This window comes from Streptomyces spiramyceticus, assembly GCF_028807635.1.
Taxonomy (GTDB): Bacteria; Actinomycetota; Actinomycetes; order Streptomycetales; family Streptomycetaceae; genus Streptomyces; species Streptomyces spiramyceticus.
In genome coordinates this window covers 443782-459439 of sequence record NZ_JARBAX010000001.1, presented here as the reverse complement: position 1 = coordinate 459439, position 15658 = coordinate 443782, and the positions used below count along the sequence as shown (strand labels likewise).

The following is a 15658-nucleotide window of genomic DNA, read 5'->3' as shown; positions in this document are numbered from 1 at the left end:
GCTCGCCCCCTTGGGCGACCCCTCTTTCGGCCCCGGCGTTCCCAGTGCTCGTGGTGTGTTTCCCCGCTCTCTGTCGTCATTGACAGGCCCCGGAGTCCGTGCCCGAAGAGGCAGGAGGACCCGGTGGCCACCGCAGCCGACGCAAACGCCATGCGCCGAGCCATTCTGCTCGCCGCACGCGGACTCGGCTCCACCAGCCCCAACCCGGTCGTCGGGTGCGTCATCAGCGACGCCTCCGGACAGACCGTCGGCGAGGGCTGGCACCAGCGCGCCGGCGGCCCGCACGCCGAGGTCCACGCCCTGCGCGATGCGGGCGAAAAAGCCCGGGGCGGCACGGCGTACGTCACCCTCGAACCCTGCAACCACACCGGCCGTACGGGCCCCTGCGCCCAGGCGCTCGTCGAGGCCGGGATCGCCCGTGTCGTGTACGCGGTCGCCGACCCGAACCCGCAGGCCACCGGTGGTGCGGACACCCTCCGGTCAGCCGGGATCGACATCGGGCAGGGGCTCCTGGCCGACGAGGCCGAGGCGGGCAACATCGCCTGGCTGACCTCCGTACGCCTCGGACGCCCGTACGTCCTGTGGAAGTACGCCGCCACCCTCGACGGCAGGATCGCCGCCGCCGACGGCACCAGCCGCTGGATCACCTCGCCCGAGTCCCGCGCCGACGTCCACCGGCTGCGCGCCGAGGCGGACGCGGTCGTGGTCGGCTCGGGCACCGCCCGCGCCGACGACCCGCACCTCGCCGTACGCGGCATCGAAGGCGTCGTCCAGCCGCTGCGCGTGGTCGTCGACACCGAGGCCACCGCCGTCAAGCCCGGCGCCCGCGTCCTCGACGACGCCGCGCCCACACTGATCGCGGTCGCCGAGGACGCCGAGACCAGCCTTCCCGGGACCGATGTCGTACGGCTGCCAAGGACCGGGCGCGGTCTCGACATCCCCGCGCTCCTCGCCGACCTGCACGGACGCGGCGTCCGCTCCGTGCTCCTCGAAGGCGGCCCGACCCTCGCGGGAGCCTTCGTCGCGGCAGGCGCCGTCGACACCGTCGTCGGCTACCTGGCCCCCGCACTGCTCGGCGCAGGCCCCCATGCCCTCGCCGACGCCGGAATCCCCACCATGTCCGGGGCGTTGCGCCTCGACATGACCGAGGCCGTCCGTATCGGCCCCGATCTGCGCATCACCGCCACCGTCCAGCACGTCCGACCCGTCCAGCACGTCCAGCAGGAGGACTGAGTGTTCACCGGAATCGTCGAAGAACTGGGTGAAGTCACCGCCGTCGAGAACCTCGGCGACTCCTCCCGCTTCCGACTGCGCGGCCCCGTCGTCACCGAAGGCGCGAAGCACGGCGACTCGATCGCCGTCAACGGCGTCTGCCTCACCGTCGTCGACTTCGGCGACGGCGAGTTCACCGCCGATGTGATGGCCGAGACGCTCGACCGCTCCAGCCTCGGCGCCCTCACCACCGGCTCCCGGGTCAACCTGGAGCGACCGATGGCGGTCGGCGGACGGCTCGGCGGACACATTGTCCAGGGCCATGTCGACGGCACCGGCACCATCGTCGAGCGCAAGCCCTCCGAGAACTGGGAGATCGTCAAGATCTCGCTCCCCGCAGCCCTCACCCGGTACGTCGTCGAAAAGGGCTCCATCACCGTCGACGGCGTCAGCCTCACGGTCGTCGACGCGGGCCCCGACTACTTCACCATCAGCCTCATCCCCACCACGCTCGCCCTGACCACGCTCGGCATCAAGCAGCCCGGCGACCCGGTCAACCTTGAGGTCGATGTCATCGCCAAGTACGTCGAGCGGCTGCTCGGCGCCAATGCCGAGGAGTCCGCCAAGTGAGCGCCGTGTCCTGGCTGAACAGCGAGGCCTTCACCGCCTTCGACCAGCACATCATGTGGTCGGACATGATCGGCAACACCATCGGTCTCGCCGCACTCGCGCTCGGCTGGCGCCGCTCCATATGGACGTGGCCCGCCCAGCTCCTGTCCGGCGTCATCCTCGTCGCCGCGTACTACTCCGCGAACCTGAGCGGCGGCGTCGGCAAGCAGCTGCTGGTCATCGGCGTCGCGGTGTGGGGCTGGCGGCAGTGGCAGCGCGGCAGGCAGCAGGCCCAGGACGGTTCGATCGCCGTCCGCTTCGCCACCTGGAGCGAGCGCGGACTGCTGCTGGCCGGAGCCGTGGTGGGCACGCTGGCCGTCGGCGGGCTGTTCACGCTGTACCCGTCGCTGTCCTGGAGCCCCTGGGCCGACGCGTACATCTTCGTCGGCACGCTCGTCGCGATGGTCGCCCAGGCCAGGGGCCTGGTCGAGTTCTGGTTCGCCTGGCTGCTGGTCGACCTGGTGGGCGTACCGCTCGCCTTCGGCAGCGGCCTGGCCTTCTCCGGTCTTGTGTACGTCGTCTACTTCGCCCTCGTCCTCTGGGGTGCCTACGACTGGTGGCAGCGCTCGCGTACGAGCGTGAAGCCGGCCATGGAAGGAGCAGCAGCATGAGCGCCCTGCCCACGTGGTACAGCACCGACAACGTCGAGGACCTCGCCCTCGACCCCGTCGAACAAGCCATCCGCGACATCGCGGCCGGGCGGCCCGTCGTCGTCGTCGACGACGAGAACCGGGAGAACGAGGGCGACCTCGTCATCGCCGCCGAGAAGGCGACCCCCGAAATCGTCGCCTTCATGATGAGCGAATGCCGCGGCCTGATCTGCGCCCCGATGGAGGGCGACGAACTGGAGCGGCTCGACCTTCCCCAGATGGTCGAGAACAACACCGAGTCGATGAGCACGGCCTTCACCGTCTCCGTCGACGCCTCGGCGGCCCACGGCGTCACCACCGGCATCTCGGCCGCCGACCGCGCCACCACCCTCCGGCTCCTGGCGAGCGGCGGGTCCACGGCGGGCGACTTCGTCCGGCCCGGCCACATCTTCCCGCTGCGCGCCAAGCCCGGCGGCGTGCTCGTCCGCAACGGCCACACCGAGGCCGCCGTGGACCTCGCCAGGCTCGCGGGCCTGCGCCCGGCCGGCGCGATCGTCGAGATCGCCGGCGAGGACGGAGTGATGCTGCGGCTGCCCGAGCTGATCCCCTTCGCCCGCAAGCACGGCCTGACGATCATCTCCATCGAGGACCTGATCGCCTACCGCCGCACCTCCGACCCCACTGTCCGCCGCGAGGCCACCGTCAATCTCCCCACGTCCTTCGGGGAGTTCACGGCGTACGGCTACCGCTCCACCGTGGACGGCGTCGAACACGTCGCCCTGGTCCACGGCGAGATCGGCGACGGCGAAGACGTCCTCGTGCGGATGCACTCCGAGTGCCTGACCGGCGACATCTTCCACTCGCTGCGCTGCGACTGCGGCCCCCAGCTGGAAGCGTCCATGCAGGCCATCACGGACGCGGGCCGCGGCGTCGTCGTGTATCTGCGCGGCCACGAGGGACGCGGCATCGGGCTGCTGTCCAAGCTGCGCGCGTACGAACTCCAGGAGCTCGGCCGCGACACCCTCGACGCCAACCTGGAACTGGGACTGCCCGCCGACGCGCGGGACTACGCGGCGGGGGCGCAGATCCTCGAAGACCTCGGCGTGCACAGCCTCAGGCTGATGACCAACAACCCCGAGAAGACCGCGGCGCTCGTACGGCACGGCCTGAAGGTCAGCGGACGCGAGCCCATGCCCGTCAAGGCGGGCGAGCACAATCTCCGGTACCTGCGGACCAAGCGGGACCGGATGGGACACGACCTGCCCTGGCTGGACGGCACCCCCGCCTCCACCTGCGGCAACCAGTAAAAAGTCACCAATACAACTTTCAGGAGAGACGCGTGAGCGGCAAGGGCGCACCCGAACTGAGCGTGAAGAACTGCGGCGACCTGCGGGTGGCGGTGATCGCGGCCCAGTGGCACGAGAAGGTCATGGACGGCCTCGTCAACGGCGCCCTGCGCGCCCTGCACGAGCTCGGTATCGACGAGCCGACCGTCCTGCGGGTCCCCGGCAGCTTCGAGCTCCCCGTCGTCGCCAAGGTCCTCGCGGGCCGCGGCTACGACGCGATCGTCGCGCTGGGCGTCGTCATCCGCGGCGGAACGCCACACTTCGAGTACGTGTGCCAGGGCGTCACCAACGGCCTCGTCCAGGTCTCCGTCGACACCGGCGTACCCGTCGGCTTCGGCGTGCTGACCTGCGACACCGAGGAGCAGGCCCTCGACCGGGCCGGCATCGAGGGCTCCAACGAGGACAAGGGCCACGAGGCGGTGACCGCGGCCGTCGCCACCGCGACCACGCTGCGCACGGTTGCCGAGCCCTGGCGCTGAGTGGCCGCAGGCCACCCCGTACTCTTAGACCATCATGGCGAACAAACCCCCCAAGAGCTTCGAAGAGCTCTTCACCGAGCTCCAGCTCAAGGCCGCCAACGGCGACCCCTCGACCTCCCGCACCGCCGAGCTGGTGGACAAGGGTGTCCATGCCATCGGCAAGAAGGTCGTCGAGGAGGCCGCCGAAGTCTGGATGGCCGCCGAGTACGAGGGCAAGGAAGCCGCCGCAGAGGAGATCTCGCAGCTGCTGTACCACGTCCAGGTGATGATGGTCGCCCGCGGTATCTCCCTCGACGACGTCTACGCCCACCTCTGAGCTCCGCACGCTTCAACGCAACGCACGTACGACTACGACTCTCATCGCACAGAAGGACCTGACCTCATGCTGCGCATCGCCATCCCCAACAAGGGCTCCCTCTCCGGACCTGCGTCGGAGATGCTCCATGAGGCCGGTTACCAGCAGCGCAAGGAGTCGAAGGAACTCCGCCTCGTCGACCCCGAGAACGAGGTCGAGTTCTTCTACCTCCGGCCCCGGGACATCGCGATCTACGTGAGCTCCGGCCGCCTCGACATCGGCATCACCGGGCGCGACCTGCTGCTGGACTCCGGGGCGAACGCCGAGGAGATCCTCCAGCTCGGCTTCGCCCGCTCCACCTTCCGCTACGCCACCAAGCCCGGCACCGCGACCGGTGTCAAGGACTTCGGCGGCATGACGGTGGCCACCTCCTACGAGGGCATCGTTGCCAAGCACCTCGCCGACGAAGGCATCAACGCCGCCGTCGTCCACCTGGACGGCGCGGTCGAGACCGCCATCGAGCTGGGCGTCGCCCAGGTCATCGCCGACGTCGTGGAGACCGGCACCAGCCTGCGCAACGCGGGCCTCGAAGTGATCGGCGAGCCGATCATGAAGTCCGAGGCGGTCGTGATCCGCCGCTCGGGAATCTCCACGGAGGAGGCGGCCGACCCCAAGGTGCAGCAGTTCCTGCGCCGCCTCCAGGGCGTCCTGGTGGCCCGCAGCTACGTGATGATGGACTACGACTGCCGCGCCGAGCACCTCGAAGCGGCCGTGGCCCTCACCCCGGGCCTGGAGTCGCCGACCATCTCGCCGCTGCACAACGAGGGCTGGGTCGCCGTACGTTCGATGGTCCCGGCCAAGGACTCCCAGCGCGTCATGGACGACCTGTACGAGCTCGGCGCCCGCGCCATCCTCACCACGGCCATCCACGCCTGCCGTCTCTGACGGACCGCCGGACGCGCCCGCGCCTGAGCCCCCGCCCTGCCTGAAGGAATCCGACCGCCGTGTCCCAGTCCGAACTCCCCGCCCTGCCGGTCACGTTCCGGCCGACCCGTACCCGGGCCGTCCTCCTGACCGTCGGGGTGGCGATGTTCGCTGTCATCACCGCCGTCGCCCTGATGCTGGAGACCCTCAGCGCGGGCGAGCGGGTCTCCTTCATCTTCACCGCCGTGCTGCTCTTCGGCGTACTCCTGCTGCTGAGCCGCCCCAAGGTCGTCGCCGACGAAACCGGCGTCACCGTGGTCAACCTCACGACCACACGCCGGCTGGAGTGGGCGCAGATCCTCCAGGTCAATCTGCGTCCCGGCGACGCCTGGGTCTTCCTCGACCTCAGTGACGGCACCAGCCTGCCCGCCCTCGGCATCCAGCCCGGCATCGCCAAGGAGCAGGCCATCCGCGACGCCCGCGCGTTGCGCGCTCTGGCGGAATCCCGCGGCACAGGCACACACACCGGCTGAGCCCCTGCCGTGCGCGGCGCACTGTTGATTACTCTGTTGACCGGTGCGCCAAGAGCGCGCCGCCTCGCATTGCACAGCCGGTTCAGTACGGCTCGCGGGGCACCTGCGACCCGAGGAGTGACTCCCTCCAGCAATGGACGGATCGTCCGGTAATACCTGCGCCGCCCTCTCTTCAGAGGCGGCGGCATGACCATCCCCCTTTTGCTGCTCGCCGCAGCCTTCCTCCTGATCCTCGCCAACGGCTTCTTCGTAGCCGCCGAATTCGGCCTGGTCACCGTGGAGAAGCAGGACGCCGAGCGCGCCGCCGCCGAAGGCGACCGGCGGGCCCGCACCGTCGTCGAAGCACTGCGGGAGCTGTCCTTCCAGCTATCCGGAACGCAGCTCGGCATCACCATCACCTCACTGGTGGTCGGCATGCTCGCCGAGCCCGCGCTCGCCCACCTGCTGGCCGGCCCCTTCACCGCAATCGGCATACCCGCAGCAGCCGTCCCCGGCGTCTCCGTCGTGGTCGGCATGCTGCTCGCCTCTGCCGTGCAGATGGTGATCGGCGAGCTCGTTCCGAAGAACTGGGCGGTCTCCAGGCCGTTGCAGGTCGCGCGTTTCGTCGCGGGACCGCAGCAACTGTTCTCGACCGTCTTCCGGCCCGTGATCTCCCTGCTGAACTCCGTCGCCAACCACCTCGTACGGGCGCTGGGGGTCGAGCCGACCGCGGAGCTGGCCTCCGCCCGCACCCCGGGCGAGCTCGTCTCGCTCGCCCGCCACTCGGCGCGGGCGGGCACCCTCGAACAGGACACCGCCGACCTGTTCGTACGGACCCTCTCGCTCGGCGGCCTCACCGCGCAGCACGTCATGACGCCGCGCGTGAAGGTCAGCGCGCTGCAGTCCTCGGCGACCGCGGCGGACGTCCTCAACCTCACCAGGGCCACCGGCCTCTCGCGTTTTCCCGTCTACCGGGAGCGCATCGACGAGGTCGTGGGCATGGTCCACCTCAAGGACGCGCTCGCCGTGCCGGTGCACGAGCGGCACCGGACCTCCCTGGCCAGAGTCGCCGTGCCGCCGCTGATGGTTCCCGAGACCCTGCCCGTACAACAGCTCCTCGAACGGCTGCGCAGTGAGCAGCCGATCGCCGTCGTCGTCGACGAGTACGGCGGTACGGCCGGGGTCGTCACCCTGGAGGACATCGTCGAGGAGCTCGTCGGAGAGGTCAGGGATGAGCACGACGACGAGGGCGCCGAGCGGCCGGAGCTGGCCGTGGCCCCCGCCGAGGACGGCAATCCGGCCTGGGAGGCGGACGGCAGCTGCCGGGTCCTCGCCCTGCGCCGCATCGGCCTCGAAGTGCCCGAGGGGCCGTACGAGACGGTGGCCGGGCTCGTCGCGGATCTGCTGGGGCGCATTCCGGCCCCGGGCGACCGGGCCGAGCTGCCGGGCTGGCGGCTCTGCGTACGGCAGGTGGACCGCTACCGGGCGGAACGGGTGCGACTTGTCCGTACCGCGAGTACCGCAAAGGTCCTGGAGGCCGTGCGATGAGCGTTCTCCACCTTCTCTTCGCACTGCTGCTCGTGCTGGCGAACGGCTTCTTCGTCGGCGCCGAGTTCGCACTCGTCTCCGTACGCCGCAGCCAGATCGAGCCGCTCGCGGCCAACGGCTCGGCCCGGGCCAGGCAGGTGCTGCACGGACTGGAGAACCTGCCGCAGATGATGGCCGCGGCGCAGTTCGGGATCACCGTCTGCTCGCTGACGCTCGGCGCGGTGGCGGAGCCGACCGTCGCGCATCTCCTGGAGCCCGTCTTCCACGCGGTACACATGCCGGAGGGACTGATCCACCCGCTGGGGTTCATGATCGCGCTCGCCGTGGTCGTCTTCCTGCACCTCGTCGTCGGCGAGATGCTGCCGAAGAACCTCGCCATGGCCGCCCCCGAGAAGACCGCGCTGTGGCTCAGCCCGGGCCTGGTCGGCTTCGCGCGGCTGTGCCGCCCGGTGACGGCGGCGCTCGGTGCCTGTGCGCGGCTCGTACTGCGGCTGTTCCGGGTCGAGCCGAGGGACGAGGTCGAGGCGGTCTTCACCAGCGAGCAGCTCAACCGTCTCGTCGAGGACTCCGGCCAGGCCGGACTGCTGGAGCCGGGGGAGCGCGAGCGCCTCGGGGACGCGCTGGGGCTGGGCAGCCGCCCGGTCACCGACGTCCTGCTCGACCGGGCCTCCCTGGTCACCGTGAAGCCCTCGGTCACGCCGCGCGAGATCGAGGAGCTGACGGTGCAGACCGGCTACTCGCGCTTCCCCGTGTGCGGCGCCGACGGCGGGGCCTTCATGGGCTACCTGCACGTCAAGGACGTACTCGACCAGGAGGAGCGAGAGCGGGCCGTGCCCCAGCAGGTCTGGCGCCCGATGGCGACGCTGAGCGCCGAGCTTCCGCTGGACGACGCCCTGACCGTGATGCGCCGCGCCGCGACACATCTGGCACAGGTCGCGGACGGGGCCGGCCGGGTGCTCGGCCTGGTCGCCCTGGAGGACGTACTGGAGATGCTGGTCGGCGAGGTACGCGACCCCGCGCACCGGGTGGTGGTGCCGCGGCTGCCCCGTGGGGCCTCCCCGGCACTGGGCAGGACAGCGGCCGACGACGCGTCGGGAACGGCGGCGCTGGTGGGGTGACCGGGGTCAGAGTGCGGGCGGTTCCTGCGGGCCCCGGCTCGCGGGGCCGCGGCCCGAGAGGACCTCGCCGTACGCCTGCATCAGGTCTGCCAGCCGCAGCGTCGCCAGGTCGTCGCGCGTGGGAGTGGCGGCGTAACCGGAGAGCCTGAGGTCCCGGTACGCACAGCTCTTCTCGTACAGCGTGCGCAGGAAGCGGCCGTTGCCCAGCTCGTCGATCCACCCCTGGTCGACGACGTGCCCGCTGATGCTGCGCAGCTCGTCCAGGGCCTCCTCGTCCCAGGCGTCGCCGTTCTCGGCGGCCAGCACCTCGCCGATGGCGGTGAGCTCCAGCGGCCGGTAGCTGGGGAAGTCGACCCGGGTGGTGAAGCGGGACGAGAGGCCGGGGTTGACGGCCAGCAGACGGTCCATGCCCTCCGGGTAGCCGGCCAGGATGACGACCAGGTGGTCGCGGTTGTCCTCGGCGCGCTTGAGGAGCACCTGGAGGGCCTCGTCGCCGTACGCGTCGCCCTTGCTGTAACCGGAGTTGGAGAGGCTGTACGCCTCGTCGACGAAGAGCACCCCGCCGATCGCCGAGTCGATCAGCTCATTGGCCTTGACCGCGGTCTGACCGAGGAACTCACCCACCAGATCGGCCCGTTGGGCCTCCACCAAATGGTCGCCGCCGAGCAGCCCGAGTGCGTAGAAGACCCGCCCCAGAATGCGGGCGACGGTAGTCTTGCCGGTGCCGGAGGGGCCCGAGAAGACAAAGTGACGTTTCGGCGGCTGGACGGGCAGGCCCTGCCCGGCTCGTAACCTGGCCATGTTCAGCTGCGCGGACAGCGCCTTGACCTGGCGCTTCACCGGCTCCAGGCCCACCATCCGCTCCAGCTCCGCCAGCGCCTCGGCGAGCAGCGCGGGATCCGAGGGGCCCGCCGGAAACGGCTGGGACTCCGGCCTGCGCGGTACGGCCGCCTTCTCCCGTACGCCGCTCTGGGCGACCGGCGGCACAGTGCCTCCCAGCGGGGTCTGAACGCCGTCGCCGAGCCGCAGGTCGCGCCCCTCCGGCGCGTCGGGCCCGGTCAGGCTCTCGGCGTCGCCCGCACCGTCCGCGGTGTCCTGGCCGAGCCCGCCCAAGGACACGGCGGCGAAATCGGCGGAGTCCTCGTACCCGTCGCCCTCGGCGATCGCCGCGAGTCGCGCCGCGGTGTCCATGAAGGCCGGATCCACCCGGTGCACGGCCCGGTAGAGCGGCAGGGCGGCGGCGCTGCGCCCGGTGCCCTCATGGGCGCGGGCCAGCCAGTAGCGGAGCTCTTTGCGCTGCGGCTGTTCGCTGCGGCAGCGCATGAGGGAGGCGGAGAGCAGCGGCTCGGCCTGCCCGTACATCTCCAGGCGCACCCGGGCCATGCCGCCGAAGAGCCCGGTCTCGATGCCGAGCAGGGGGTCGTCGACGAGCGGGTCCGTATGGCGTACGAGCTGTTCCCAGTCCTTGACCAGGTACGCCCGGCAGGCGTGCAGGAACCGCACCTGCGGGTCGGCGTCCACCGGCGGCAGCCCGGCCAGCGCGCGGTCGAGCTCGGGAACGTGGCGGCCGTCGAGCCAGTGGGAGGCGTGCGCGAGGAGCAGGTCGCGCGGCTTTTCCAGGACGGGCTGGACCCACCAGCCCAGCCAGTACCAGGAGTTGAGGGTCCGCCGGTGCCGGGCGCGCTGCTCGCCGAAGCGGTCGCGGTGGCGGTACATGCGCAGGAGTGCGGTGGTCGTGTCGATGCGCAGCGCGTGCAGCCCGAGCCAGCCGTCGGCCATGCCGGGGTCCATCCGTACGGCGGCCCTGAACTCCTCTTCGGCCTGCGGATACGCGCCCATCGTGTATGCGTCGACGGCGCGCAGCCAGGCGAGGTCGGCCGGGGCGTTCACGCCCCTCGTGCCGAAGTCCGTCACGTCCCCCACAGACCGAGCCCCCCGTGATGTGCCGCCGGGCGTGCGCCCGTCGGCAGTTCGCAGAACCGTCTTGTCGCGGACGGGAATTGACCGCACCGTAGGGCATCGTACCTGTGCAGAGGGTCAGGACCTAAGGGTGCTGCAGGCCTGACCCTGACGGTGACCGAGGGTGAGCGGATGGCATCGCCGGACGCCCGGAAGAGGGCTGCGAGGGCAGAACGAAGCCCCCGATCACGGGGGAACAACCGGGGGCTTCGCGTCTGCGACGGCTTCGGTAAGCCGCACATTGAGAACGTAAGACCTGTACGCCCCCTGGGTCAAGCGGAGTTGAGGCACTCGCGGGGGAGGTTTTCAGGCCGTTTCGGAGGGTGGGGGCAGGTGGTCACGCGCGGTGACAGATTGGTCCGGCCGTGAGGTCGCGGCAGGCCCCGGGCGCCACAGGTACCCCTCCTGACACTGCTCTACCAGCAGATCTGCGTAGGGCCGCGAGGGGTCCTCGGCGAAATGGCGCATCTCCGCCGTTGTCCATCCGTCCCAGAAACCGGACTGAGCCGTTCCGTCCCTGCGCCGTCCCCGCGCCCACGCCCGGGGCGCGTCCAGGTCCATCCAGAGCAGCCGCGCGAGATCGGGGCGTACGGCGCTGCGCCCGGCCCCCACCCCCTCGATGATCACGACGGGTGCGGGGGCCAGCGGCCGGGGCGGGCCGAAGCGGCGCAGGGTCCAGTCGTACGAGGCGTACTGCGCGGTCTCGCCCCGGGAGAGCGGGCCCGTCACCTGTTCGCGCAGCCGTCCTGTCCACTCGAAGAGCTCGTCGTGGGTCGCCAGGTCGTCGAGGTGCAGTACGGGTGCGCCGCCGAGCGCCGCTGCGAGCCGTGCGGCGAAGGTGCTCTTGCCGGAGCCCGCGTGCCCGTCGACCGCGATCAGACGCACGGGGCCGCAGGAGGGCGGCAGGGCGCGGAGGGAGGCGGCGAGCAGGTCGAGGCGTTCCATTCCGCCAACCCTAGATCCCCGCGGCTCCCCACCCTCGCAAGGGTCCGCAGGTCACGCCCTGGTCTGCGTCAGTGGTCTGCACCAATATTCCCGGTGCGACGCGGTCCGAAGTGCTGGCAGGAGCCGGCCGGGACCGGACATAGTTGGCGCACCGTCGTGTACCTGCCTGTGCCATCCGCATCCGACTGGAGGGCCGTGATCATGACCAGACCCGCTTCGCGCCGCACCGTCCTGACCGCCGCGATCGCGGCAGCCGCAGGCACGACCGCCGCATCAGCCACGACTCCGGCCGCCGCTGCCGCACCCGCCTCCGCCGCCTCGGACGCGTCCGGCACGTCTGCCGCGCCCCAGTTCGTCGACAACCGCTTCTGGTCCTCCTACACCGACTGGCGCTCCGGCACCGCGGACGGCACCGAGGCCGTGGCAGGCCAACGGCCCGGGCTCGTCATCGGTGCGCCGAACGGGCGCACCGACTACCGGGACCCGCACACCGGCAAGACCTCCACCTGGGAGTACGCGACCTGGACCTCGCCGGTCCACCGTTCGGCGGTCCCGGCGTCCGAGGTCATCGCGTCCTGGAACGCCGACACCCCGGCGGGCACCTGGCTGGCGGTCGAGCTCTCCGGCACGTACTCGGACGGCGGCACGACGCCCTGGTACGTGATGGGCCGCTGGGCGGCGGGCGACGGCGACATCAGGCGCACCTCCGTCGACAAGCAGACCGACGGCCGCAGCGCCGTCTGGACCGACACCGTCGCCGTCAATGCCTCGGCAGGCAGCCTGCGCCTGGCTTCGTACCAGCTGCGCCTGACGCTGTACCGCAGCCCCGGCACGACGCTCACCCCCACCGTCTGGCGCCTCGGCGCCATGGCCTCGGACGTGCCGGACCGCTTCACGGTGCCGGCGTCACAGCCGCAGGTGGCCAGGGAGCTCGTGGTTCCGCGCTACTCGCAGAACACGCACATCGGTCAGTACCCGGAGTACGACAACGGCGGCGAGGCCTGGTGCAGCCCCACCTCCTCCCAGATGATCATCGAGTACTGGGGGCGGAAACCCACCGCCCAGGACCTGGCCTGGGTCAATCCGGCCTTCGACGACCCCCAGGTCTGCCATGCTGCCCGCTTCACGTTCGACTACCAGTACGAGGGGTGCGGGAACTGGCCCTTCAACGCCGCGTACGCCGCGACGTACGAGGGCATGAGCTCTGTCGTCACCCGCTTGCACTCGCTCGACGACCTGGAGACGCTGATCCGCGCGGGCATCCCTGCCATCACGTCGCAGTCCTTCCTCAAGGAGGAGCTGACGGGCGCGGGCTACGGCACGGCCGGTCACATCATGACGGTCATCGGCTTCACCCCCGAGGGCGATGTGATCGCGAACGATCCGGCGTCGCCGAGCAACGAGGCAGTGCGCCGCGTCTACAAGCGCCGGGAGTGGGAGAACATCTGGCTCCGTACGAAGCGCCACAACGCGAACGGGAAGGTGGTGCCCGGAACGGGCGGCGTCTGCTACATCTACTGGCCCGCCCAGCCCACAACCACCCAGCAACGCGCACTCGAAGCGGTGGGCATCAGCTGACGCACGGTGCGTCGGCCCTCCAGTGCCGGCCCGGGACCCCCACCAGGCCGTACAGCACCCGCACCGGCCCCCGCCCCGGCAGCAGCACCACACCCGCCAGCACTGCGAAGAGCCCCAGCCCGGCCGCCCACCCCAGCGCACGTACGAGCAGACTCGCGGCCAGCGCCCCGGCGAACGGCAGGCCGTAGACCCCGGCGGCCGCCACGGCGACGGCCACGACGCGCGGCACCTTGCGGTCCTCGTCCGCGCCCGGCAGCCGCCACCCCTCCACCAGCCAGCCGATCTCGGTGAGCAGCATGGTCCCGATGACGGCCGTACCCAGGACCAGCAGCGCGAGGAACGTCCCCGACGTCAGGAAGTCCAGGACGTTGTTGACGACGCTCTCGCGGGGCCAGTCGGTGTATGCGCCCGCGCCGGTGGTCAGCAGCCGCCGGTAGCCGTTCCCGTCCCAGCCGTGGATCAGCGTGCCGAAGAGCAGGAAGTAGCCGCCCACGGCCTGCAGGTACGCCCAGTACCCCGCCCCCACCAGCACGAAGACCCGGGCCGCCAGGAATCCGAGCAGCGTGGCGACGACGATCCCGCCGGCGTAGAACAGCACGAAGCCGGCCCACAGGCCGTCGTGCCCGCGCGCCACGTGCATGGTCGCCCAGGACGGGTTCTGCCAGAGCAGGAAGAGCCCGGACGGCACCATCAGGACCGACGCGAAGAGCAGCGTGAGTGCGAGATACGGATCGGCCGCGCGACTGCGTGTCCGTACGCCCTCGCCCTGTACCGACCGCTCCCACCACTGGAGCTGGCGGCCCGCCGACAGTGCGAAGGTGGCCCCGACCGCGTACGCCCAGAAGAGCGCCGCCTGGATCTGGATCACGACGCCTCCAGGGTCAGTCCGTCCGTGACGATCACGTCCGATGTGACGAGGGCCTGCTCGGCGCTGACGTCGGTCATGAAGACGAAGGGCGGCACCACGGGGGGCACGGGCAGGCCGTCCGGGGTGAAGGTGAGGCAGAGCACCCCCTGCAGGCAACCGCTGAACTTGGTGAGGTAGAGGGTGACGTTGCCGCTCAGGTCCAGGGTGTCCGCGCCGAGGGCCAGTTCGTCGCGGCCGTCGCGGGTCCTGAGGCGGTAGTCGGTGAGGGACGCCGACCGCATCTTGAGCACCATCGCCTTCACGGGCCCGTCGGCCGTCGGCACCTCCCGTACCCCCGCGATCAGAAAGCCCTCGGGGGCGAAAAGCGTGGTGGTCACGGTCGGCGGCGTCCGGGGCGCGACGATCGGGCCAGGCGCCGGTGCCTTCCCGACCGGCGTCCCGCCGAACGTCGCGGCCAGCAGCACCACGGGCAGCGCGGCCGCGAGCGTGCGCGGCCCGTGCCCGTCCCGCATCGGCACCCCCTGCTCGGCCTCCTCGTCCCGTACGGGCGTCCAGCCGAAGCCCATCGCACTGCCCGCGATCCCGAGGCCCATGCCGACCAGGAAGCCGCCCAGGTTGGTCGCGGCGAAGGACAGTACGGACAGGATCAGCGCGTTGATGCTGACGTAATGCCGGGTGTGCGGCAGGAACCACAGGAACAGCCCCGCGGCGATCAGCGCGAGCCCGATCCCGATCGCCGCGAGCCCGCCGAGCCCGAGACTCACCAGCACGGTCAGCGGCGACAGCGGGATGAGCAGCAGCTCGGCGCCGCCCAGCATCAGCAGCAGCCCGCCCCAGAACGGGCGGGTCCGCCGCCAGGCGCGAAGCCTGCGCCGCCCGTCCGGGTACGGCAGCCGGTCGTCCAGCCATCCCCTGGCCGGATGGGTCAGAAGCACTTCTTGCCGTCCAGGCTCACATCGATGCTGAGCCCCTTCAGCCGGAAGTTCCCGCCGGTCGCGGACCAGGCGTGCGACTTCACGCCCGAGACCTCGATGTCCCCGGCCTGGAGCCCGAACTTCCCGGTCTCGCCCTTGACGCCCGGCACCTGGTCGAGGGTCGAGGCGTCCCGGCCGATCTGCGCCGTGCCGAAGCGGGCGTCGCCGACCAGGTCCTCGGCGTCGATGACCAGACTGCTGGCCGTCACCTCACCGGCCTTGCCGCCCGCCGTCAGCTTGAAGACGACCTTCCCGACCGGGGTGCCGATCTCGGCGGCCTGGCAGATGTCGCTGAGCCGTGCGTCCCCGATGCCAAGCAGAGCGACGGGATGGCCCTTGCCGTCCGCCGACCGGTCCGTCTGTACGTAACTGGACAGGCCCTGGCTGGTCAGCTTCCCCGACGACACCTGGAAACTCGTGCCGGACACGGCGAACGACGCGGCCAGGGCGCCCTCGCCCATCATGGCGGCCATCATCCCGACGGCGAGGACCGCCGGCATCGCGACGACCGCGGTCTTCTTCCATGCCGTTCTGCCTTCGACCCCAGCAGTCGGCTTCTTGGCTGCGCTGTTGGCTGCGCTCATTTTTTCGTTCCTCCCGTACGTCGTCCGTGCGCAGGGGAAGTGCGTGGCAGAGCACCT

General features: G+C 70.9%; 16 protein-coding genes. 11 read left to right on the top strand and 5 right to left on the bottom strand.

The features are described from left to right. The first annotated feature begins 123 nt into the window (after positions 1-123). The 10 genes from ribD to PXH83_RS01900 all read left to right on the top strand — a co-directional run bounded on the left by ribD (position 124) and on the right by PXH83_RS01900 (position 8693). Positions 124-1233, top strand: a complete 1110-nt coding sequence (gene ribD / locus PXH83_RS01945; RefSeq protein WP_274555944.1) for a bifunctional diaminohydroxyphosphoribosylaminopyrimidine deaminase/5-amino-6-(5-phosphoribosylamino)uracil reductase RibD — start codon at positions 124-126, stop codon at positions 1231-1233. After that, on the top strand, positions 1234-1842 hold the full coding sequence (locus PXH83_RS01940; RefSeq protein WP_274555942.1) for a riboflavin synthase: 609 nt from the start codon (positions 1234-1236) through the stop codon (positions 1840-1842). Next, entirely contained in the window at positions 1839-2492 is a 654-nt protein-coding gene (locus PXH83_RS01935) for a nicotinamide mononucleotide transporter family protein (RefSeq protein WP_274555940.1), read from the top strand. The genes PXH83_RS01940 and PXH83_RS01935 overlap by 4 nt, the downstream gene beginning before the upstream one ends. Beyond that, complete coding sequence (locus PXH83_RS01930) at positions 2489-3778, top strand: bifunctional 3,4-dihydroxy-2-butanone-4-phosphate synthase/GTP cyclohydrolase II (protein ID WP_274555938.1); 1290 nt, start codon at positions 2489-2491, stop codon at positions 3776-3778. The genes PXH83_RS01935 and PXH83_RS01930 overlap by 4 nt, the downstream gene beginning before the upstream one ends. 32 nt (positions 3779-3810) lie before the next feature. Continuing rightward, on the top strand, positions 3811-4296 hold the full coding sequence (gene ribH, locus PXH83_RS01925) for a 6,7-dimethyl-8-ribityllumazine synthase (protein ID WP_214916160.1): 486 nt from the start codon (positions 3811-3813) through the stop codon (positions 4294-4296). A gap of 34 nt (positions 4297-4330) precedes the next feature. After that, positions 4331-4612: a phosphoribosyl-ATP diphosphatase gene (locus PXH83_RS01920; RefSeq protein WP_214916175.1), complete on the top strand. Its 282-nt coding sequence runs from the start codon at positions 4331-4333 to the stop codon at positions 4610-4612. A 66-nt stretch (positions 4613-4678) separates the two neighbouring features. Beyond that, entirely contained in the window at positions 4679-5536 is an 858-nt protein-coding gene (hisG, locus tag PXH83_RS01915; protein WP_274555926.1) for an ATP phosphoribosyltransferase, read from the top strand. Positions 5537-5595: 59 nt separating this feature from the next. Next, positions 5596-6048 carry a PH domain-containing protein gene (locus tag PXH83_RS01910; RefSeq protein ID WP_274555923.1) on the top strand — a complete coding sequence of 151 codons (453 nt, stop codon included), beginning with the start codon at positions 5596-5598 and terminating at the stop codon, positions 6046-6048. Positions 6049-6234: 186 nt separating this feature from the next. After that, positions 6235-7575 (top strand): hemolysin family protein, encoded by a 1341-nt coding sequence (locus tag PXH83_RS01905; protein ID WP_274555921.1) that lies wholly within the window; start codon positions 6235-6237, stop codon positions 7573-7575. Next, entirely contained in the window at positions 7572-8693 is a 1122-nt protein-coding gene (locus PXH83_RS01900; RefSeq protein WP_274555918.1) for a hemolysin family protein, read from the top strand. Before PXH83_RS01905 ends, PXH83_RS01900 begins: the two co-directional genes overlap by 4 nt. A 6-nt stretch (positions 8694-8699) precedes the next feature. Here PXH83_RS01900 and PXH83_RS01895 read toward each other — a convergent pair whose 3' ends face one another. Continuing rightward, the gene (locus PXH83_RS01895; protein ID WP_274555916.1) at positions 8700-10616 is read right to left on the bottom strand and encodes an AAA family ATPase; all 1917 of its coding nucleotides are present in this window, start codon (positions 10614-10616) and stop codon (positions 8700-8702) included. 342 nt (positions 10617-10958) lie between these two features. Beyond that, complete coding sequence (locus tag PXH83_RS01890) at positions 10959-11597, bottom strand: uridine kinase family protein (RefSeq protein ID WP_274555914.1); 639 nt, start codon at positions 11595-11597, stop codon at positions 10959-10961. 201 nt (positions 11598-11798) lie between these two features. Between PXH83_RS01890 and PXH83_RS01885 the strand changes: the two genes are divergently transcribed. Then, positions 11799-13175, top strand: a complete 1377-nt coding sequence (locus tag PXH83_RS01885; RefSeq protein ID WP_274555912.1) for a peptidase C39 family protein — start codon at positions 11799-11801, stop codon at positions 13173-13175. Here the strand turns inward: PXH83_RS01885 and PXH83_RS01880 are convergent. Genes PXH83_RS01880 through PXH83_RS01870 form a run of 3 tightly spaced genes read right to left on the bottom strand, consistent with a single transcriptional unit; the run spans position 13168 to position 15517 of the window. After that, positions 13168-14043 carry a hypothetical protein gene (locus tag PXH83_RS01880; RefSeq protein WP_274555910.1) on the bottom strand — a complete coding sequence of 292 codons (876 nt, stop codon included), beginning with the start codon at positions 14041-14043 and terminating at the stop codon, positions 13168-13170. The two genes, PXH83_RS01885 and PXH83_RS01880, sit on opposite strands and share 8 nt — an antisense overlap. Continuing rightward, positions 14040-14978, bottom strand: coding sequence for a DUF6114 domain-containing protein (locus PXH83_RS01875; protein ID WP_274555907.1), 939 nt, complete (start codon positions 14976-14978; stop codon positions 14040-14042). Before PXH83_RS01875 ends, PXH83_RS01880 begins: the two co-directional genes overlap by 4 nt. Then, positions 14969-15517, bottom strand: coding sequence for a DUF6230 family protein (locus PXH83_RS01870; RefSeq protein WP_274562630.1), 549 nt, complete (start codon positions 15515-15517; stop codon positions 14969-14971). The genes PXH83_RS01875 and PXH83_RS01870 overlap by 10 nt, the downstream gene beginning before the upstream one ends. Between the last annotated feature and the right edge of the window lie 141 nt (positions 15518-15658).